Consider the following 19,328-nt stretch of genomic DNA (forward strand, 5'->3'; position numbering starts at 1 on the left):
AACACTCTGCCGTGCCGGAGTAGACGGTGCAATCTTGGAGCAGGTGTGGATGGTCACACCTGATGTCGGCCGGGTGGTTCACGACGTCGTCACATGTATCTGTTGCGGTGCCATCTCAGCACACCAGCGCCGTAGAAGTTTCACATCGGTCGATGAGCAGGACGCTCATCGACGAGGTCCGCTACCTGCGCGAGTCTTCCCGGCCGAAGTGGTCACCGTGGCGTCCCGCGTCATCGGGCCGATCGAGGACGGGGCACGATGGCGGTTCGAGCACACGATGTCGCGCGAGAGCGGGGAGGAAGCGGCTGTGCGGACCCTCGGTGCCTGGATCGACCTCGGCGTCCGCAAGATCGCCGCGCCGCCACCGGACTGCGGACCGTCATGGAAGCGGCTCGGGCCGCCGACTGCGCGAACCTCACATCGAAGCCCTGACCTCCCGTAGGCCCATGGGGTGTCGGCGGCATCAGGTCGGCTGTGGTGGGTGGAGCGGCCGCCCTCATGTCGGGGAAGAGCATGAGGACGACCGCCCCGTCCTGCGGCCAGGCCAGCCAATGAACACCCTGACTGCAGGAGATCTTCTCTAGGGCAACGGGATTGGTGCCGTGGCGGGTTCACAGGTCGGACGAGACAATCGCGTCGGACGACTCCAGTCCTTCCGCCGGCGGATCGCCCGAAGGCAGGCCAGTCGGGCACGACTTCGCACGCCGTGTCATCCCCGCGGCCAAAGACGAACGACCCGACGGAGGCGCCCTGTTGAGGACCGGCTGCGACGGCACTTCGAGGCACGTCGGCAGATCGGCTCGACAGGCCGGCACGGCCACCCGCCCTCACCTGCGCCGGGCCCGGGCGCAGGGGAGGGCCGGCGCATAGGAGAAGCGCTGCACGGCCGCCGCCGTTTGCCGATCACGCCGTTCTCCGGTGCTCCGGCCTGCCCGCGGACGACTTCGTGCACGTGGCTAGACCTCGTCCCGCTTACAGGCTAATCATAGGAGCAACCGGGAACGTGCTCGCCGAGCGCGATCCTCCCGGGTGATCAGCGTTCTGGCACAGACAGGAGCAACGATGCTCGGCGCGTGTTCAAGAAGGCAGACCCTCCAGTTCCTCCTCGCATCAGCGATCGCGACAGGCTGCGGCACCGCGGCCGGCGGCAGCCGATCGGCCGCGGGGAGCTCCGGCAGGAAGGTCGTCCGCCTTGCCGTGCAGGAACAGAACTTTGCGACCATCCCCCTCACGCTGAGCCAGGACCTCGGCTTCATGCGACAGGAGGGGATAGAGGTCACGGTCACGATCGGGCAGAGCACCAGCACCATGACGGCAGGCCTGATGGGAGGTTCCTTCGATTTGCAGATAGGCGGTTCGGAACTGGTGGTGGCCCGCCAGCAGGGTGCGCCCCTCATCGCGATCGACGGGATGTGCAACAGCCCGATCTGGAGCGTGGTGGCCAAGCCCGGGATCACCGGTCTCGACCAGCTGCGCGGCCGGACGATCGCCACCTCCGGGCCCAGCACGGTGTCGACCGTGGCACTGGTCGCCACTTTGAAGCGTCAGGGGATTCCCCCCGGTTCCTACCGGCAGTTCACGGCAGGCGGTACGGCGGAACGTTTCACCGCGGTGCGCAACGGCCAGGCCGACGCCACAGTGGTCACCTCGCCCCTGGAATTCCAGGCGGTCGACCAGGGCCTGCGCAACCTCGGCTCCCTCTATGACGCCATGCCGAACTTCGCCTCCGGCTTCGTCGTCACGACGAAAACCTTCGCCGCCCACCATGACGCAGAACTGGTCGGCTTCTCCCGGGGATGGCTGCGCACCCTGCGCTGGATGCACGACCCGGCCAACGAGCACGATCTCGTCCAGCGGGTTTCCAAGATCCTCAAGACGCCGCAGCCCGTGATCGAGCAGGCCTACGGCTACTGGCTCACCGGGAAGCGCGCCGAAGCGCTCTTCCCGGCGGACGGAAAGATCGACCTTCCCGCGCTGAACGGCGCGATCAAGGCTTTCGTCGACCACGGGGCGATGAAGAAGGTCACCAGCGTCGACGGGTTCGTCGTCAATACCTACCTGGACCGAGCCACGGAGTCGCTGTGACCACCAGCCGCCCTGCCGCCCCAGCACCGGTCCCCGCGGCATCCCGCAGGACCCGCCCGCTGCGCCCGTTCGGCCGCCGACGCGGCAACCGCGTCAGCTTCTGGGTGGGCTGCGCCTCCATCCTCGGCGGACTCCTTCTGTGGCAAGGCGCCACCGTGGTGTTCCATGTGAACCCGCTGGTGCTCGCCTCACCCACCCAGATCGCCCACGCCTTCGCCGAGATGAGCTCCGGCGGCGAACTGACCGGGCATCTGACGACCAGCCTGCGTCAGTTCGCGGTCGGGTTCGTCATCGCCGGAGCCCTCGGCGTCCTGACCGGCCTGTTGATGGGGCAGTTCCGCTACGTCCGCTATGCCACCGAACCCTGGGTACTGGCCCTGTACGCCACTCCCAGCATCGGCCTGGCCCCCCTGTTCATCATCTGGCTCGGATTCGGATTCGCGGCCAAGGCCTTCATCGTCGTCCTGATGGCCTTCTTCCCGGTCGCCATCAACACCCTTTCCGGAGTCGAGAGCCTTGCCCGGGAATGGAAGGACGTCGCCGCCTCGTACAAGGCCAACGCACTCGAGCGTTTCGTGAAGGTCGCCCTGCCCGGCTCCCTGCCCTACATCTTCACGGGCCTTCGCCTCGCTGTCGGCCGCGGTCTGGTCGGCATCGTGGTCGCCGACTTCTTCGGCGCCCAGAAGGGCCTGGGTTTCCTCATCCTCCAGGGCGCGCAGCAGTTCCGTACCGCCGATGTCTTCGTCGGCACCATCCTGCTCGCGGCCCTCGGCGTCGTCCTGACCACCTTCCTGCGCACTGTGGAACGCAAGGTCTGCCCCTGGAGGACAGATGCGAGCTGATATGGCCGCCGAGGCCACGCACACCGACACCCGTACCGCCGTCGCGGGAGGAGCGCGCCTGCTCCTGTCCGGTGTGGGCATGGAGTTCCCGCAACCCCACACCGGACAGACGCTGACAGCTCTCGAAGGCATCGACCTGGAGGTCACGCCAGGGGAGTTCATCGCCATAGTCGGCCCGTCGGGGTGCGGGAAGACCACCCTGCTCCGGCTCATCGCCGGGATGACGGCGCCCACTGCGGGCACGATCGCGGTCGGCGACAGCACCGCGGCCAGTGCCCGCACCGGCTTCGTCTTCCAGCAGGCCAGCCTCTACCCCTGGCGGACCGTGCTGCGCAACGTCGCCTTCGGGATGGAGTTGCGCACCCGCACGCCCAACCGGCACGAGCGCTCCCGGCGCGCGGTGCGCCGCCAGGCACAGGACCTGATCCGGCTCGTCGGGCTGGAGGGATTCGAGGACTACTACCCGCATCAGATCTCCGGAGGAATGCAGCAGCGCGCCAATCTCGCCCGCGCCTTGGCCATCGCCCCCGAACTCCTCCTCATGGACGAACCGTTCAGCGCACTCGATGCCCAGACCAGGGAAGAACTGCAGATCGAGCTCCAGCGCATCGCCGTACAGACGAACACCACCACGGTCTTCGTCACCCACGACATAGGAGAAGCGGTCTACCTCGCAGACCGGGTCGTGATCCTCACCGGACGGCCCGGTCAGGTCCGCAAGGTGCTCTCCTGCCCCACTCCGCGGCCCCGCCCGCTGGCCTACCAGGTGTCGGACGAGTTCATGGCGCTGCGCAATGCCGCCTGGGAGCTGGTTCATTCGAATTAAACCCCATGAACCTTGCCCGGTGCTCACCGCGACGCGGTCCGCGGTGAGCACCAGGTGCTGTCAGGGGGCGACGTCGCGCCAGCGCACCGTCCGCTCGTAGACCATGGGGAACTTCTCCTCCACATACCGGCGGAACTCGCGCATATGACGGCGCATGGCCCAGCGGGCCCCTTCCGCGTCCCCCGCCGTGATGGCCTCGCCCACGGCCTCATGCGCCCGCAATACAGCCTCGCGCCGCTCCCGGGGATAACTCACGCCCAGCGGCATGCCGTCGGTGATGGAATGCAGCGAGGAGATGAGGAGAGCGAAAAGGCCGTTTCCGGCGGCGGTGGCCACGGCCGCGTGGAACCGGTCGTTCTCCGCCAGGAAGTTCTGCTCGTCGTCGAGGAACGCCCGCATTCCCGCGATCGAGTCGGTGATCTCGTCGGCGACGTCACCTCCTGAGGCGTCGGCGGCCAAAGCGGCCAGCTCCGGCTCCAGGATCTCGCGCGCCGATACCAGTTCCTTGAACGGCAGGCCGCGTAGCTGGAGGAAGAGGCCCAGCACTCCCGCGAGGTCCTGAGCGTCGGGCTCGGACACAATGGGGCCGCCCTGAGGTCCGGCTTTCACCGTGATGACCCCGTTCATCTCCAAAAAGCGCAGCGACTCCCGCAATGTGCCGCGCCCCGCCTCGAACCGCGCAAGCATGTCGCGTTCGCTGGCCATTTTCGTTCCCGGGCCGAGGCCGTCCTCGGTGATGTCGTCGACGATCTGCTGGGCGATCTGCAGGGCTGCCTTCTGTGCCTTGCGGCTCTGGGGCCGGCGCCGAGGGGTCCTTGCCCCCTCCGCGGCCCCGCCGGTGCCGGACACTTCCTCGGCCATGTCGCCCACCCTTTCGCCTCCCGCGCTACCGCTCCAAAAATTCGATTCATGGTACGCCAGGAGGAGAGAAGCATGCTGGCCAGATACAGCGCCGACACCAGTCGGGATGGTGGGGCAGCCCCGGCGTGGAAGGCACGCCCAGCGGCGATCAGGGTCGTCGCGCTGTTTCCGCGGAAGCAGTTCGCCGCAGCTGTAGCAAAGTAATGGTCCATTGATTATCCTAGTTGTGCGGGCCGTTGAGGGTGGCTCATCGGCCCGCTGCCGCGGCTCATCAGGTGCCCTGTACGGTCCGCGCCCAGGTGCCGGCATCACCAGCTGCCGCTGTGCCGGTACGGCGGCACGAACCGGTTCGCGGGGCGCCCGAGCAGCGGGCCCGGGCACACGGCCGAGAAAGCCGGCCGGCCTCGGGAAACCGCACCCCTGAGGCCGGCCGGTACCAGCCAGACCGGGGCCGGCCCTCCGCTGCGGGCCCCACCAGCCACGGACGGCACGCAGGAAGAGAGCAACCATGAACAGCACCCGCTCACGCCAAGGGGCGTCATGACCACCTCCCCGGACAACCAGGAACTGCACCTTCACGTCGAGCAGATCCGCTGGGAAGCCGACGACGTCGTCTCACTCCAGCTCAGCCGCAGGGACGACGCAGAGCTGCCACCCTGGCAGCCCGGCGCCCATCTGGAAGTGCGTCTGCCCTCCGGTCTGACGCGGCAGTACTCCCTGTGCGGACATCCGGAGGACCGCCGCAGCTACACCATCGCCGTCCTGCGCGCACAGCCTGGCCGGGGCGGCTCGGCGGAGATCCACGACACCGCCCTCATCGGACGACAACTCCGCGTCCGCGGCCCGCGCAACCAGTTCCCGCTCCAGCCCGCACCGTCCTACGTTTTCATCGCCGGAGGGATCGGCATCACCCCGATCCTGAGCATGGCGCGCGATGCGACGTCCCGCCGACTGCCCTGGTCCCTCCACTACGGGGGCCGATCCGCCCGCTCCATGGCCTTCACCCGGGACATCACGGATCTCGCCCAGGCGGCCGGCGCCCCCGTGACCGTCCTGCCCGAGGACCGCCACGGGCTTCTCCCCCTGAAGGACATCGTCGAGTCGGCCGGCACCGGCGCGGCCGTATACGGCTGCGGTCCCTCCGGCATGCTGGCGGCACTGCGCGACTCCGTCACGCACCGGCCGGACGTCTCCTTGCACACCGAGCTGTTCACCGCGCCCGCCCCTGAGACCGGCGACGTTTCTGACACCCCGCCCGACCAGCACGACCGGGAGTTCACCGTGGTCCTGGCACGGACCGGGGAGACGGTGCAGGTCACCGACGGCACCACCATCCTGGAGGCCGTGCGCCGGCTGCGCCCCGAGGTTGCCTACTCGTGCGAAGAGGGCTTCTGCGGCACTTGCGACACCAAGGTCCTCGACGGCACCCCCGTCCACCGCGACACCGTGCTCACCGAGGCCGAATGCGACAGCAACACCTCCATGATGATCTGCGTCGGCAGCTGTGCGTCCGGCGAACTGGTCCTCGACCTGTAGGCCGCTGCGGCCCGGCGCATCCACTGCCCGGGCCCGACGGCGCCCCACCACAGTCCACGCATGACCCGACAGCGACGTCAGCCGAGGAACAAGATCCCGTGACCAGCCCAATGGTGCAGCTCCATCACGACTCAGGCAGGGCGGAACTGGTGCTCAGTGCGCCGGAGCGCTCGAACGCCCTCGACCTCGACACGGCAGAACAGCTCCGCAGCGCCACCGCCGAACTCACCCGCATGCCAGGACTGCGTACGGTTCTGCTGCGCGCCGAGGGCAGGAACTTCTGCGTCGGAGGCGACCTGCGCTCGTTCGCCGCCCACAAAGACGGCCTCGGCGGCTACGTCGAAGCCGTGGCCACCGCCGCTCACGAGGCGCTGGAACATCTCAGCGGCCTCGCCGTCCCGGTGGTGAACGCCGTACAGGGCGCCGTGGCCGGCGCCGGCGTCGGCCTGGCCTTCTGCGGCGACATCGTCGTCGTGGCACGCTCCGCCAGGATCCGGCTGGCCTACACCGCCGTGGGGCTCTCTCCCGACATGGGCAGCAGCTGGATCCTGCCCCGGCTGCTCGGTCCCCGCCGAGCCGTGGAGCTGGCCCTCACCAACCGTGTACTGAGCGCCGAGGAAGCCGTCACCTGGGGACTGGCCAGCCATGTCGTCGACGACACCGATCTGATCGAACGGGCCCGCGACATCACGCGGACGCTGGCCGAAGCGCCGGCGGAGGCCCTCGCCGCCACCAAGCGCCTTTTCCGGCAACCGGCCGACACGAGGAGCCTGCACGATCAACTCGCCCGCGAGAGCGACCTCATCTCCTCCCTGGCATCCTCGGGCCACGCCCAGGACGCCATCGAGAGCTTCCTGCAACGTTGAGACTTCTGCCGCCGGACCACATTTCCGGGAGTTCTCACCTCTTTAATGTGCAGGTAACCTGTATGATTCATGGGTGGCGCTGAACGAAAACCCTTCGGCAAACCTGGCCTTGGAGCTCGTCCGGTCCATGGACCGCCTGCGTGGGCGCATCCGCTCGGAGACCGGCATGGGCGCCGGCCCCTGGAGCCGTAGCCAACTGGCCGCTTTGCACCGAGTGGTCTACGGACCGCCTGCCACGACGAGCGACCTTGCCGCGGCCGAATACATGCGCCCCCAGTCCATGGCCCAGACCCTGGCCGTCCTGGAACAGAACGGCCTGGTCACGCGCAGCCCCGACCCCGACGACGGCCGCCGCATACTGATCACGGCCACCCCGCGCGGGCGAGAAGAAGCCGAGCGCTGGCTCGAAGCGCGAGAGGCCTGGCTCACCGCCGCCATCGACCAGACGCTGACCGGCAGCGAACGCGAGGGTCTGACCGCTCTGGTGGGAATCCTGGAGCGCCTGGCCGACTCGGACGCTCCGTCTGCCGCGCGCCGCAGCCACCGGCCCGCTCCGGAAAAACCCTGAGCGCATCGGCAAGGAAAGAACACAGGGTTTCACCCCGAGGAGAAACCCGATGAACGCCGAAGTGCCGGCCCTGGAGTTCGATCCAGGGCCGGCACCTCCTTTTGTGTCAGCTCTCCCGGCCCACACCGGGGAGTCGGAAGACCGAGAGCGCGTTCTCCGACAGAACCGCCCGCTTCTGCTGGGCATCGAGGAAATCGAAGCCCTCGATCACCGGGCGGATGTCGTCGAAGTCACGGCCGGTCTGCGGGTCGGGAGCGCTGCCGCTGCCCGGCTTCTCCGTCCCGAACAGCACACGGTCGGATCCCACCGTCCTCAGCAGCAGTTCCAGGGCCAGCGGATGGTGCAGGACGGTGTCGAACCACAGACGGCGCAGGCTGTCGTCGAACGACTCCTGGAGAACCTGCCCCTGCCGCAGCCGCTGGTGCGCGCGGGCCGCCCGCCACCGGCCGATCTGGTAGGGCACGGACCCGCCGCCATGGGCGACGATGATCTTCAGCGTGGGGTAGCGCAGGAACACCTCCGAGTTCAGCAGCGACAGGATCGCGATGCTCTCCTCGGTGATGAAGTGTTCGCTGTAGGTCTCCCGGCCGTTGTGGCAGCCACCGGAGTGAATGAGCGCGGGCACGTCCAGCTCGACCAGCTTGTCGTAGAGCGGATACCACCACTCGTCGCCCAGCGGCGCGACGTCCCCGGTGCCTTCCGACGGATCGGGGTTGAGGACGCACCCCACCATGCCGAACTCGGTGACGGCCCGCTCGAGCGCCGCAGCCCACTGCTGCGGCGACTCGCCGTAAGCCTGGGGCAGACCCGCGACACCCGCCAGCCGTCCGGGAAACTGAGAAACCTGCCGGGCAATGGCATCGTTGACCGCATCCGTCCACCAGTGAACGATGCGGGCCGGCTGCGCGGAGTGCGCGCAGGAGAAGGGACGCGGTGAAATCAGCTGAAGGTCGGTGCCGACGCTGTCCATCACCCCCAGCGTGTACTCCCCGCGCTCCTTGAGCTGCGCATCACTCACCCCGGCGCCGAAGTTGCCATGAGCCCCTCGCGAGGACAGCAGGGAGGCCTGATAGGCGTACAGCTCCGCCGGCGCGTTCAGGTGCGCATGGGCGTCGATGATCATGAAATCTCCTTCAATGCAGTGAAATGCGAGGCGGTCGGCAAGGCCACCTGGTGCTCCAGGGACACCGGCGCGCCGGTACGCGCCGATTCGTGCACCGCCAGACACGTTTCCAACGTGGCAACACCCCACGCGCCGTCATGGACCGGCTGACGCCCTTCGAGCGCCGAGTCCATCTCGTCGAGCACCGCGTCCCAGCCCGAGAGCTGTCCGGCCACGGACTGCTCCCGCACCCCGGTCTCCTCGTGGATCAGAAGCCCCCTCGGCGTCAGCCAGACCGTGCCCTCGCTGAACGTGGCCACCGTGGTGCCGAACATGGGAGACACCTGCGTGACGGCCTCCCGCCCCGGCAGCGCGAAGTAGCGGCCGAGCGGCGGCCCCGGATCGATGTCGACGGTGGCGAGTTCCCCCACGCCCCAGGTCAGCAGCCGGCTGTCGAAGCCGCCCGTGCCGCTGTAATAGGCGCTTGCCTGCGCACCGTTGCCAAAACTGATGCAGGCGGAGAAGCCACGCTCCCGTCCCGCCGAGCCACCGAAAGTCATGGCGAAGACCCGTTGCGCGACGCCACCGCACACATAGCGCAGGATGTCGAACTGATGGGCTCCCTGACGCAGCACCAGCCCATTGCCCTGCCCCGCGTCCAGGTCGGCGGCAGAGCGGGGCCTGCGGTGCCAGTCCGTGTGGCAGGCGGACGCCACAGACAGCAGCGCGCCCAGCCGGACCTCCTCCACCAGGCGGCGCAGGGCCCGCACCGGTGCGTCACTGCTGTGGGTGGCTCCCACCAGCAGCACGACACCGGCCCGTTGCGCCGCCTCGACCACCCGCTGCGCCTCTTCCAGCGTCACCGCCAGGGGCTTTTCGCTGATGACGTGTTTGCCATGCGCCGCAGCGGTCTCGACGGCGGCCCTGTGATGGACCGTCGGCGAGGCCACATAGATGACATCGACGTCTCGCGCACCGGCCAGTTCGTCGACGCTCGCCCAGACCGAGCAGCCCGCCTCCCGGGCCGCATGGGCCCGGGCGTCCTCGCTGATGTCGGCGACGCCCGACAGCCGGAACCGGCCGGTGCGCTCGGCCGCGGCGGCCATCAGCCGGCCGGCTGCACCCCAGCCCACGATGCCCAGACCACGCGCGGTACTCATGCCAGTCCGTAGATGTCGAGCGTCGATTCCCCGGCCGCGAGACGGGCCCTGACGGATTCCTCCTTCTGCTCGCGCTGCTCGGCGCGCGCGGCGACATCGTGGAGGTGAGCGGGGGGAACGACCACGACTCCGTCGGCGTCCCCGACGACGATGTCGCCGGGCCGCACCGTCGTGGAGCCGATGGTCAGCGGGACCTGCAGACCGCCCTGCGCGGCGTCCTTGCCGGTGCCGCGCACGCACAGGCCGCGGGCGAAGACGGGCAGGCCCAGGCGCAGGAGATCGGCCGAGTCCCTGACACATCCGTCGATGACCAGGCCGCCCAGACGGCGCTCGGCCGCCGCGTGGGCCATGATGTCGCCCCAATAGCCGTACTCGAAGCCGCCGTTGGCGCAGGCCACGAGGATGTCGTTCGGTTCGGCAGCGTAGATGGCCCGGTGCAGCCAGATGTTGTGGCCGGGCGCCAGGTCCACGGTGAAGACCCGCCCGCACACCCACCAGCTCCGGTCGAGCGGGCGGATCTGTGGGGGCAACGGGGCCGCCCCCGACTCGTGCAGGGTGGCCGTACCGAAGGGGTGCAGGTCCACTGCCACCCCGGTCATGGCCGGCTGCCAGGGGTCTGGAGCCGGTGGTAGCCCGTCGCGGCGCGGGCCGCGTCCAGGCGTGACCCGGCGGCGACGGACTGCCGGATACGGTCTTCGGCCTCGTCGATCTCGGCGGCCACGGCGAGCACCCGCTCGGCCTCGGCAGCGGCGAGGACGACGACCCCGTCCGCGTCGCCCACGACGATGTCGCCCGGCGCGACCGTCACCTCGCCCAGCAGGACCGGCCGGCCGGTGTCGGCGAGCCGGACGCGGTCCTTGCCGGTCTGCATGGAGCGGCCGCGCGCGAAGACGGGGTAGTCGAGCTGCAGACTGGGCCGCACGTCACGGCAGACACCGTCGATCACGGTGCCGCCCACGCCGCGGGAGGAGGACACGTAGGTGAGGATGTCGCCCCAGACCGTGCAGTCCAGGCGGCCCTGGTTGTTCAGCACGACGATCTCGCCCGGGGCGACGTCGTCGATGTAGTCGCCGACCGTCCCCCCGGTGTCGTCGACGGGCTCGTACTGCCCGGTGAACGCCCGCCCGCACAACCGCAGGCGGGCGTCGAACGGCACAATCCCCGGCACCGCACCCGGCAGGCCGATCCGGTCCAGGGCGTCGGACAGCGTGGACGTGCCGATGTCGCGCAGCCGCTCGACGATGTCGTCATTGCCCATTGAGCATCTCCTCGTAGTCACGGCCCAGCACCGCCGACGGGAGATCTCCGCGCCGCAGGCCTTCGGCCATCAGTCGTTCCTTGGCCACCAGCCGCTCCGCGTGCCGAAGGACGTCCTCGATCCGCGAGGCGGCGATGAAGGCCACCCCGCTGGCGTCCGCGACGACCCAGTCGCCGTCCGCCACCGTGACCTCCCCGACCCGGATCGGCCGGCCGACGGTGTCCTCGACGTAGCGGCCGCGCGCGGTGAAGGGAACGGCCGTGCGGGCAGATACCGGCAGTCCCAGCTCGCGGATCTCATCGACGTCACGGCAGGCGCCGTCGATGACGATGCCGCCGATGTCGCGCAACCGGGCCGCCTGGGCGAGCAGGCCGCCCCAGGTGGCGGAGACCGGGGCGGCACCGGCTCCGGCCTGCTCCACCACGATGATGTCGCCGGGCTTTGCCCGCTCGATGGCCGCGGTGCCCAAGTGCTGGGTGCTTGTGCGGCCTTGCGCGGGCACCGTACGCATCGGAATGATGCGGCCGGCCAGGCGGCTGCCCTCCCACACCGGCAGCACGCCCGCGACCGCACCCGGCAGACCGAGTGCGTCCAGCGCATCGGAGACCACGCACACGTCCAGCGCGGCCAGCCGCTTGCCGTGGTCGTTCACGAGCCGTCCCCGTTCCAGGCGAAGAACCCCATGCCGCAGCCCGAACCCGCCGCGGAACGGTAGGCCGGGATGTAGTCGACGGTCCTGCCCGGTATGCCGTGCAGGGCGGCGCCGACGGCGATCCAGTTGCGGATCTCCGAGCTGCCCTCGGTCAGCCCTTCCGCCGGAAGCTGCGCCAGGTCGTCGCAGTCGTGCCGTTCGAGCGCTTCCAGGAGCCTGCGGTCGAGCTTCTCGTCGATGATGGGATGGGTCAGACCACCCGAGGCGATCAGGGCGACCCGCTTGTCGGACGGCCAGCTGTCGATCGCCGCCCGCAGCGCCCGGCCGATCTCCACACATCGCCGCGGAGTGGGCTGGTTGGGCGGGTAGTAGGTGTTGAGCATGATCGGCACGAGGGGCAGCCGGGGCAGGCCCTCGAACAGCCGCCGGTAGATGAAGGTGAAGGCATGGCCCAGCGTGCGGCCGGCCGGCTGCTCGGTGAACTGCGCGGCGTCGACACCCGACTCCACGAGCCGCTCCACCAGATGCAACCCCAGCCCGGGCTCGGTCCGATAGGTGTCTTCCTGCTCCGCGTGGTAGTAGCGGTAGGCGGATTCCATGGTGGACGGGTAGGCCGTCATGCCCGGCGGCCGGTCGTCGAGCGAGGTGCCCCAGAAGATCGACAGCGCGGGCATGATGTCGTCGAGGAACAGCTCACGCTGGTCGTCACCGATCACCACGAGGATGTCCGGCCGCATCGCCAGCAATTCCCGCCGCGTCGCCTCGAGAGCCCGCTGGCAGGCCTCGTGACGAGCCGTGATCACCCGCTCGTCCAGTTCGCCCGCCAGCTCGTCGGCCGTCCGGTCCGTGGGCGGCAGGCCCAACTCGGCGAGCCGGCCCTGCTCCAGGTCACCGTGGGCACGCCAGCCGCCCGGTTCGATCGACAGCTGCGGGCTGTGGGAGACGCCCGCACCGCCTACCAGAAGTGCCATCTCAGTTCCTCCTCGTGACGTCTGCTGCCGCGCCCAGTGAGCGCAGGTAGAAGTCCCAGGTCCACTGCGCGTAGGTCCGCGCCGCGTTGCGGCTGCTGACGAATTCGGCCACCTCGGCGCTGTCCTCGGTACTCAGCAGCATCGGTTTCGCGCCCGCGACGCTGTGCAGACCGAGGGTCAGATCGGCCAGTGTCTCCAGCTTGATCGCACGTACGGTGGCCTGCCGGACGTCCTCGCCCACGGCGACGACGCCGTGTCCGCGCAGCAGACAGGCGTCCGCGTCGCCCATCGCGGCGGCCATGGCACCGCCCAGTTCGCGGTCGCTGATCAGCACCGCCCGCGGGTACACCGGCACGCCGCGCACGGCGAGTTCCATCGCGCCCGGGTCGTAGGCGCCGATCACCGGCTGCAGCGGAAGGTCCAGGACGCCGCACAGCAGTGAGGCGCGCGGGTGGCCGTGCACCACGGCGCCGATGTCCGGTCGGGCCCAGTACAGCTCCGTGTGGATGGCCCATTCACCGGGCAGGGCGTAGCCGCCGTCCAGATCGGCGTTGGTCGCGTCGAGACCGACGAGCTTGATGTCGTCGACGACGGTGAACTCGACCCCCGGGTCCCGCGGGGGGCGGCACCGGACGAGGAACTGCTCGGTGCCCGGCACCCGGACACTCACGTGGCCGGTGATCTCCCGGACGCAGCCCGTCGCGGCCAGGATTCGGCAGGACAGCGCGACCAGGGTGCGCAGGTCCTCCACGTCCGTGGTGGTGCTCAAGGGGTGGCTCCTCTCGGATGGTTTCGACGGGGCGGAGAAGGTGCTCTGCACGGTCATGCGGAAGCCTCCTTCGCGAGGAGAGCCGCCGCGGCGGCCATGCGGGCGGGCTCGGTGAAGACGCGGATCCCTTGGTGGGCCAGCAGACGCATGCCGTCCTCCGCGAGGGCACGTGAGACCAGCCAGGAGACGAGTAGCGGCGGCCTGCCGGGGCCAGCCGCGTCGGCGATCTCCTGGGCCACTCGGACAGCGTCGTCGCCGGTGATGCTGGTGAGGACCACGCAGACGACATCGACGCCGGGGTCGCCGGAGACCGCCTCGAGCACCGTGCGCAGGGTGCCGGGTGTGAAGGCGCCCTCGGCCGTGACGTCGAGCGGGTTGTCCACGTTCGCGAAGGAGGGGAGCACTCCCGCGAAGGCGGCCCGGGTCGCCTCACCGAACGTCGCGATCTTTAGGTCCTGCATGCTGATCAGGTCGGCGGTGGCGCTGCCCGCTCCCCCGGACGTGGTCACCACGGCGACCCGTCGGCCCGAGGGGCGAGGCGTGTGGCCGAGGACCCAGGCGACCTCCAGCAGCGCGGTCATCTCGGGCACCTGAAGGGCGCCCGCCCGCTCCAGCACGGCGCGGTAGGCGGTTTCGCTGCCGGCCAGTGCCCCGGAGTGGGACGCGACGGCGCGCCGCCCCGCGGCGGTCACACCGGTCTTGTACACGACCACCGGTACCTGTGTGGTCCGGGCCGTCTCGAGGGCCTGCTGGAAGCGGGGACCGTCGGCCACCCCTTCCAGGAACAGGGCGATGCAGGTCGTGCTGTCCAGGCCGGCGTAGTACGACACGTAGTCGGCGACATCGAGCTGTGACTGGTTGCCGACGGTCACCCAGTCGCCGATGCCGTAGCCGTGGGCCAGTTCGTGCGAGACCAGGCTGCCGGCGACGGCACCGCTCTGGGCGATCACACATGTTCCCGACGGGCGCAGGCCGAAGGTGTCGACCGCCTGGCTGAACGTGGCGGCCATCTGGTGATGGGAGCTGACCACCCCGATCGTGTTGGGCCCGCACAGGAGCATGCCGGAACCGGTGACGGCATCGCGCAACTCGCGGTCCAGCGCGCTGCCCTCGGGGCCGCTCTCACCGAACCCGGAGGCGTAGACGATGGCGGCGGGAACCCCCAGCCGCACGCACTCGCGCACCGCCTCGACACTGGCGGCAGCCGGGAGAGCGATACAGGCGAGGTCGGGCACGACGGGCAGGGCGCTCAGTGAGGTGACGGCGGGAAGCCCGCCCACCTCGCCCCCCGCCGGGTTGACCGGGTGGATCGCGCCGGGGAATCCGTGGCGGCGCAGGGAGCGCAGCACACGCCCGCCGGGTTTGGCGGTGTCCCGTGAGGCGCCGATGACGGCGACACTGCGCGGCCGGGTCAACGGCCGCAGGTCGAGGGGCGCCCGGGGATGCCGGGCGGCTCCGGCAGCCGGGCGGGCAGCGAGTACGGCGCTCGCGTCGAGGGCGAGGCAGGTGCCGTCCGGCAGGATCCGCACCGGGTTGAGGTCGAGGTCCGCGATCTCGGGCAGGGCCAGGGCCAGGTCGCCGACGGCTGCGACCAGCCGGCAGAACTGGGTGGTGTCCACGGCCTGCCGGCCCCGGTAGCCCGCCAGCAGTGGAGCGCAGGCCAGCGATCCCAGCAGGCGGGCGGCGTCGTTGGCCGACAGCGGCGCCACCGCGTGGGCCACGTCGCGAAACAGCTCGACGGTCACCCCGCCCATGCCCACGAGTACGACCGGACCGAACGTTTCGTCGCGGACCCAGCCCAGGAACATGTCGGTGCCGTCATCGGCCATGGGCTGGACGACGATGGCCGGCCGGGTCAGCCCCAGCGCTCGGGTCCGGGCCGCAAGCCGCCCGTATGCGTCCCGGACCTGGGCGGCGGTGACGAGTCCCAGTTCCACCAGCCCGGCGTCGCTCTTGTGGATCACTTCGTCCGACAGCGCCTTGAGCACGACCGGGCCGGCGAGGACCGCGGCGATGGCTGCGGCTTCGTCGGCTGAGTCGGCCGTCCGTGAAGGCACGAAGGGGAGTCCGAGCGGCGCGAGCAGGGCCCGGCTGGTCGCTTCGCCCAGGGCCGTGCCCGGCTGGTACGCCGTGAGCGCGCGCCGTACCCGGGCGATCGCTTCGGCGCCGGTCGCCGGGGCGGCGAACGCACTGTCCACGGTCGCCGTGCTCAGGCCGGTGGCGCCGAGCGGCGTGGAGGTGTCGGTCATGGCCGGCTCTCCCGCCCTCCGGTGGCGAACGCGTTGCGTGCGATCAGGAGCCGGTGGATGTCGTTGACGCCCTCGACGATCTGGAACACCTTCGCGTCGCGGTAGGCGCGCGCCACGCCGTAGTCCTCCGAGACGCCGTACGCTCCGTGGATCTGCACCGCCTCGGTGGCGGCCGCCTGGGCGGTGTCGCTGGCGTACAGCTTGGCCATGCTCGCCTCGATGCGGGCTCGCTCGCCGCGCTGCATGGCCACCGCGCACTGCTCCGTCAGCAGGCGTGCCGCCTGGACGGACACCGCCATGTCGGCGATCTTCTGCTGGACCATCTGGAAGTCGCTGATCGGCCGGCCGAAGACGACGCGTTCCTCGGCGTAGCGCACGGAGGCTTCCAGGCACGACTGGGCCAGTCCCACCGCCCGCGAGGCGACCGACAGCCGGCCCCGCTCGACGGCGTTCATGGCGACCGAGAAGCCCTGGCCCTCCTCGCCCAGCAGGGCGTCCGGCTCCAGTTCGACCTCGTCGAACGTGAGGTCGCCCGAGCACAGGGGACGGAAGCCCAGTTTGTTGTGCACCGGGTTCTTCAGCACGCCGGGGGTGTCGGCGGGGACGATGAACGCCGACAGGCCACCCCGGCCCAAAGAGGGGTCCTTCGTCGCGAAGGTCACGAAGAAGGAGGCCCGGTCGAGGTTGGTGATCCAGGCCTTCGCGCCGCGCAGCACGAACCCTGTGCCGGTGCGTTCGTAGCGGGTCTGGGTGCCGGCGACGTCGCTGCCGGAGCGAGGCTCGGTGACACCGGCACCGCCGAAGATCCTGCCCTCGGCGAGCGGGACCAGCCAGCGTTTCTTCTGGTCGTCGGTCCCGAAGGTCAGCAGGCCGCTGCCGACCAGAGCCGAGGGCATGCTCATCAGCACGCCCAGGCAGTGGTCGACCCGGGAGATCTCCTCGATCATCCGCGCGAAGGTGACGTGGTCCAGGCCCAGTCCGCCCCACTCCAGCGGTACCACCCCGCCGAAGAAGCCGAGTTGGGCCATCTCCGTCAGCAGGTCGTCCGGGATCTTCTCCGCGGCGTCGTACTCCTGGACTCGCGGCGCGACGCGTTCCTGGGCGAACGTGCGGACCAGGCGCAGGAATTCTTCTCGCTCCGCCGGTGCGGGAGCCGCCTCGAGCAGGTCCTTCGTCATCGCGCCGTCTCCGCGGCTTCGAGGTTCTTGCGGAGGCGGGGGAAGATGTCCAGCGCCGTGTCGCCCAGCATCAGATCGAGGTCGGCGGCCGTGTTGTTCGCGTTGCCGCGCAGGACGGCCGTGATGTCGTCGGCCCAGCCCTCGGCGGGCGTCTTCTTGTGGGAGCCGTCGCCGGGGCGTTCCGTGCCCAGCACCACGCGGTCGCTGCCCACTGCCTTGACCAGCAGGTCCAGGGCCTCTTCGGTGTACAGGCAGGTGTCGAAGTACAGCCGGCGGACGGCCTCGTCGAAGGTGCCGCCGCGGCCGGTGCCCTCCCAGTAGGTGCCGCGGAAGCGCCCCACCTGGTAGGGGATGGATCCGCCGCCGTGCGGGACGATGACCTTGAGGTCGGGGAAGGTCTCGAAGACGTCGGACTGCACCAGCGACATCACCGCGATGGATTCCTCGTTGATGAAGTGCAGGCTCTGGTTCTCGCGGATGGAGACGCAGCCGGCCGAGTGCACCAGCAGCGGCATCTCGTAGGCCACGAGCTTCTCGTACAGCGGGTACCAGTACTCGTCGCCCAGGCCCGGGACGTCCATGGGAGCCCGGCCCTCGCTGGGGTCGGGGTTCAACAGGACGCCGACGAAGCCGAGTTCGTTGGCGCACCGGTCCAGTTCGTCGAAGACGACATCGACGGGTTCGTTCCACACCACGGGCAGGTTGGCGATGCCCTGCAGCCGGTTCGGGTAGAACTGCACCTGGGTCGCGATGGCGTCGTTGACGGTCTGGGCCCACCAGTGGACGATGCGGGCCGGCTTCTCGGAGTGCATCAGGCTGTAGGGCCTGGCCGAGACGAGCTGCACGTCCGTGCCGACCCGGTCGAGCCAGGCGATGTGCTCCTCGGCGAAGTGCTTGAGCTCCTCGGGCGGGATGACACCGGTGCGGCCGTGGCTCATTCCCTCGCGTTCCTCGGAGAAGCCCTTCAGCCGGCGGCCGTAGTGGCCGCGGGTGCCGATGAGGAACTCCCGGTAGCTGTAGAGCTCGGAGGGCGCCACGATGTGGCCGTGTACGTCGACGATCTTGCGCGGCATGGCAAGTGCTCCTTGGAAGCGGTGTGACGAGGTGGGTCAGGGATGAGGTGTGGCGGCGCCGTCCGGCGGCGCGGTGTGTTCCACGTGGGACAGAACGTCGGAGCTGAACCACGCCATCGCCTCGGTCAGGGCTGCCTGGCTGGGGCTGGGCAGGTCCACGATGAAGTCGGTGGCACCGGCCAGGCGCCAGCGTTTCAACAGCTGGAGGCAGGCTTGTGCGGCCCGTGCTCCGGGGGTGGTGCGCGGTGGAGCGGGTTCGCCGCGCGGGGCGCGGCCGCCGAGCGGGGCGATGGGGACGACGACCCTGAAGCCGGGCGGCAGGCCGCCCCGGTGCTGGGCCGCCCGCGCGAGGAAGCCGGCGACCTGGTCCGGGGTGAGCGCCCAGGGTGTCCAGGCGTCGCCCAGGTCCAGTGCCCGTCGCAGACCGACGAAGCGGTCACCGCCGACCCACACGGGGGGCCGAGGCCGCTGGACCGGCCGCGGCCGGCAGACGAGCCCGTCCATCTCGACGAAACGGCTCTGCTGGCTCGCGGGTTGTCCGCTCCACAGCTTGAGCACCGCCTGGAGGTACTCGTCGGCGACCGCTCCCCGCTCGGCGAACCGGACGCGGGCAGCCTGTGCCTCGTACGGGCGCCTGCCGACACCGAAACCGGCGATGATCCGGCCGTCCGAGAGCACATCGAGGGTGGCGAAGGCCTTCGCGGTGATCAGCGGGCTGCGCAGGGGGAGTTGGTAGACATGAGTGGCGAACCGCAGCCGCCGGGTACGGGCGGCCAGGAAGCCGATGGTGGCGACGGGGTCGAAGAAGCGGGCGCTGCCGTAGTAGGCGCTCTCGTCCTCGGCCAGGGCCGCGTGGTCGCCGACGGTGACGAAGTCGAAGCCCAGCGCCTCGGCCGAGACTGCCACGCTCGCCAGTTCGTCGGGGCCCGCGATGTCTTCCCAGGCCTGGAGGTTGATGGGCTGGACTATGGGAGTGAACAGGCCGAAGGTGACACCGGCGGCCGGGGTGGGTGTTCCTGACTGCGGCATGTGGTGGTTCTCATTACGGGAACGGAGGCTTGGGTGGACCGCACTCTTCGCGGCGCGGTCCACCGCTGCTTCAGTTGACGAGGACCCTGATGGTGTGGCCGGTGGCGCACAGGTGCCGGACGGCTTCCTCGTGGGTCCGTTCGCCGAGCGCGGCCGTCCAGCCGCATCCCGGCGCACGGCACTTGGCATCGGGCAGCCACTCTCCGCAGACCCCGCAGATGCCGCCGATGTCCTCGTGCCGGCCGCTGCCGCAGGAGACGGCTTGGTCCGTGGGCGAGCTCAGATCGCTGTGCCGTTCCACGG

Annotated in this window: 19 protein-coding genes; 6 read left to right on the forward strand and 13 right to left on the reverse strand. The window is 70.0% G+C overall.

Annotated features, from left to right (window positions below):
- Positions 1-1,197: 1,197 nt before the first annotated feature.
- From IEZ19_RS29030 to IEZ19_RS29040, 3 genes are read left to right on the forward strand one after another with little or no spacing between them, the layout of a single operon-like run.
- Positions 1,198-2,085, forward strand: a complete 888-nt coding sequence (locus IEZ19_RS29030) for an ABC transporter substrate-binding protein (RefSeq protein WP_189314280.1) — start codon at positions 1,198-1,200, stop codon at positions 2,083-2,085.
- Positions 2,082-2,927: an ABC transporter permease gene (locus IEZ19_RS29035; protein ID WP_189314281.1), complete on the forward strand. Its 846-nt coding sequence runs from the start codon at positions 2,082-2,084 to the stop codon at positions 2,925-2,927. Before IEZ19_RS29030 ends, IEZ19_RS29035 begins: the two co-directional genes overlap by 4 nt.
- Positions 2,917-3,753, forward strand: a complete 837-nt coding sequence (locus IEZ19_RS29040) for an ABC transporter ATP-binding protein (RefSeq protein WP_229840942.1) — start codon at positions 2,917-2,919, stop codon at positions 3,751-3,753. Before IEZ19_RS29035 ends, IEZ19_RS29040 begins: the two co-directional genes overlap by 11 nt.
- Before the next feature lie 60 nt (positions 3,754-3,813).
- Here IEZ19_RS29040 and IEZ19_RS29045 read toward each other — a convergent pair whose 3' ends face one another.
- A complete protein-coding gene (locus tag IEZ19_RS29045; protein WP_189314282.1) occupies positions 3,814-4,614 on the reverse strand; it encodes a FadR/GntR family transcriptional regulator in 801 nt (266 codons plus the stop codon).
- 540 nt (positions 4,615-5,154) lie between these two features.
- Here IEZ19_RS29045 and IEZ19_RS29050 point away from each other — a divergent pair.
- The 3 genes from IEZ19_RS29050 (at position 5,155) to IEZ19_RS29060 (ending at position 7,584) form a co-directional block, all read left to right on the forward strand.
- Positions 5,155-6,150: a PDR/VanB family oxidoreductase gene (locus tag IEZ19_RS29050; protein ID WP_189314283.1), complete on the forward strand. Its 996-nt coding sequence runs from the start codon at positions 5,155-5,157 to the stop codon at positions 6,148-6,150.
- Positions 6,151-6,248: 98 nt separating this feature from the next.
- A complete protein-coding gene (locus IEZ19_RS29055; RefSeq protein ID WP_229840944.1) occupies positions 6,249-7,016 on the forward strand; it encodes an enoyl-CoA hydratase/isomerase family protein in 768 nt (255 codons plus the stop codon).
- A gap of 73 nt (positions 7,017-7,089) precedes the next feature.
- Positions 7,090-7,584, forward strand: a complete 495-nt coding sequence (locus IEZ19_RS29060; protein ID WP_189314284.1) for a MarR family winged helix-turn-helix transcriptional regulator — start codon at positions 7,090-7,092, stop codon at positions 7,582-7,584.
- Between the two features lie 106 nt (positions 7,585-7,690).
- Here IEZ19_RS29060 and IEZ19_RS29065 read toward each other — a convergent pair whose 3' ends face one another.
- From IEZ19_RS29065 to IEZ19_RS29120, 12 genes are all read right to left on the reverse strand, one after another.
- Entirely contained in the window at positions 7,691-8,707 is a 1,017-nt protein-coding gene (locus IEZ19_RS29065; RefSeq protein WP_189314285.1) for an amidohydrolase family protein, read from the reverse strand.
- On the reverse strand, positions 8,704-9,846 hold the full coding sequence (locus IEZ19_RS29070) for a Gfo/Idh/MocA family protein (protein WP_189314286.1): 1,143 nt from the start codon (positions 9,844-9,846) through the stop codon (positions 8,704-8,706). The genes IEZ19_RS29065 and IEZ19_RS29070 overlap by 4 nt, the downstream gene beginning before the upstream one ends.
- Positions 9,843-10,445, reverse strand: a complete 603-nt coding sequence (locus tag IEZ19_RS29075; RefSeq protein ID WP_189314287.1) for an RraA family protein — start codon at positions 10,443-10,445, stop codon at positions 9,843-9,845. The genes IEZ19_RS29070 and IEZ19_RS29075 overlap by 4 nt, the downstream gene beginning before the upstream one ends.
- Entirely contained in the window at positions 10,442-11,104 is a 663-nt protein-coding gene (locus IEZ19_RS29080; protein ID WP_189314288.1) for an RraA family protein, read from the reverse strand. Before IEZ19_RS29080 ends, IEZ19_RS29075 begins: the two co-directional genes overlap by 4 nt.
- On the reverse strand, positions 11,094-11,756 hold the full coding sequence (locus IEZ19_RS29085; protein ID WP_189314289.1) for an RraA family protein: 663 nt from the start codon (positions 11,754-11,756) through the stop codon (positions 11,094-11,096). Before IEZ19_RS29085 ends, IEZ19_RS29080 begins: the two co-directional genes overlap by 11 nt.
- Positions 11,753-12,727 carry a DODA-type extradiol aromatic ring-opening family dioxygenase gene (locus IEZ19_RS29090; protein WP_189314290.1) on the reverse strand — a complete coding sequence of 325 codons (975 nt, stop codon included), beginning with the start codon at positions 12,725-12,727 and terminating at the stop codon, positions 11,753-11,755. The genes IEZ19_RS29085 and IEZ19_RS29090 overlap by 4 nt, the downstream gene beginning before the upstream one ends.
- 1 nt (position 12,728) lies before the next feature.
- A complete protein-coding gene (gene phtC, locus IEZ19_RS29095; RefSeq protein WP_189314291.1) occupies positions 12,729-13,496 on the reverse strand; it encodes a 3,4-dihydroxyphthalate decarboxylase in 768 nt (255 codons plus the stop codon).
- Positions 13,497-13,549: 53 nt separating this feature from the next.
- A complete protein-coding gene (locus IEZ19_RS29100) occupies positions 13,550-15,745 on the reverse strand; it encodes an acetate--CoA ligase family protein (protein WP_189314292.1) in 2,196 nt (731 codons plus the stop codon).
- Positions 15,742-16,923 carry an acyl-CoA dehydrogenase family protein gene (locus IEZ19_RS29105; protein ID WP_189314293.1) on the reverse strand — a complete coding sequence of 394 codons (1,182 nt, stop codon included), beginning with the start codon at positions 16,921-16,923 and terminating at the stop codon, positions 15,742-15,744. Before IEZ19_RS29105 ends, IEZ19_RS29100 begins: the two co-directional genes overlap by 4 nt.
- Entirely contained in the window at positions 16,920-17,996 is a 1,077-nt protein-coding gene (locus IEZ19_RS29110; protein WP_189314294.1) for an amidohydrolase family protein, read from the reverse strand. Before IEZ19_RS29110 ends, IEZ19_RS29105 begins: the two co-directional genes overlap by 4 nt.
- Before the next feature lie 36 nt (positions 17,997-18,032).
- Positions 18,033-19,025: a TIGR03619 family F420-dependent LLM class oxidoreductase gene (locus tag IEZ19_RS29115; RefSeq protein ID WP_189314295.1), complete on the reverse strand. Its 993-nt coding sequence runs from the start codon at positions 19,023-19,025 to the stop codon at positions 18,033-18,035.
- A 70-nt stretch (positions 19,026-19,095) separates the two neighbouring features.
- Positions 19,096-19,326: a hypothetical protein gene (locus IEZ19_RS29120; RefSeq protein WP_189314296.1), complete on the reverse strand. Its 231-nt coding sequence runs from the start codon at positions 19,324-19,326 to the stop codon at positions 19,096-19,098.
- Positions 19,327-19,328 lie beyond the last annotated feature (2 nt).

This window comes from Streptomyces brasiliensis (genome assembly GCF_014647875.1).
Lineage (GTDB): Bacteria > Actinomycetota > Actinomycetes > Streptomycetales > Streptomycetaceae > Streptomyces > Streptomyces brasiliensis.

Coding starts and splice junctions, on each gene's coding strand:
- IEZ19_RS29050 (WP_189314283.1), top strand. CDS start 5,155: ATGACCACCTCCCCGGACAACCAGGAACTGCACCTTCACGTCGAGCAG.
- IEZ19_RS29040 (WP_229840942.1), top strand. CDS start 2,917: ATGCGAGCTGATATGGCCGCCGAGGCCACGCACACCGACACCCGTACC.
- IEZ19_RS29045 (WP_189314282.1), bottom strand. CDS start 4,614: ATGGCCGAGGAAGTGTCCGGCACCGGCGGGGCCGCGGAGGGGGCAAGG.
- IEZ19_RS29100 (WP_189314292.1), bottom strand. CDS start 15,745: ATGACCGACACCTCCACGCCGCTCGGCGCCACCGGCCTGAGCACGGCG.
- IEZ19_RS29065 (WP_189314285.1), bottom strand. CDS start 8,707: ATGATCATCGACGCCCATGCGCACCTGAACGCGCCGGCGGAGCTGTAC.
- IEZ19_RS29090 (WP_189314290.1), bottom strand. CDS start 12,727: ATGGCACTTCTGGTAGGCGGTGCGGGCGTCTCCCACAGCCCGCAGCTG.
- IEZ19_RS29075 (WP_189314287.1), bottom strand. CDS start 10,445: ATGACCGGGGTGGCAGTGGACCTGCACCCCTTCGGTACGGCCACCCTG.
- IEZ19_RS29070 (WP_189314286.1), bottom strand. CDS start 9,846: ATGAGTACCGCGCGTGGTCTGGGCATCGTGGGCTGGGGTGCAGCCGGC.
- IEZ19_RS29080 (WP_189314288.1), bottom strand. CDS start 11,104: ATGGGCAATGACGACATCGTCGAGCGGCTGCGCGACATCGGCACGTCC.
- IEZ19_RS29110 (WP_189314294.1), bottom strand. CDS start 17,996: ATGCCGCGCAAGATCGTCGACGTACACGGCCACATCGTGGCGCCCTCC.
- IEZ19_RS29105 (WP_189314293.1), bottom strand. CDS start 16,923: ATGACGAAGGACCTGCTCGAGGCGGCTCCCGCACCGGCGGAGCGAGAA.
- IEZ19_RS29115 (WP_189314295.1), bottom strand. CDS start 19,025: ATGCCGCAGTCAGGAACACCCACCCCGGCCGCCGGTGTCACCTTCGGC.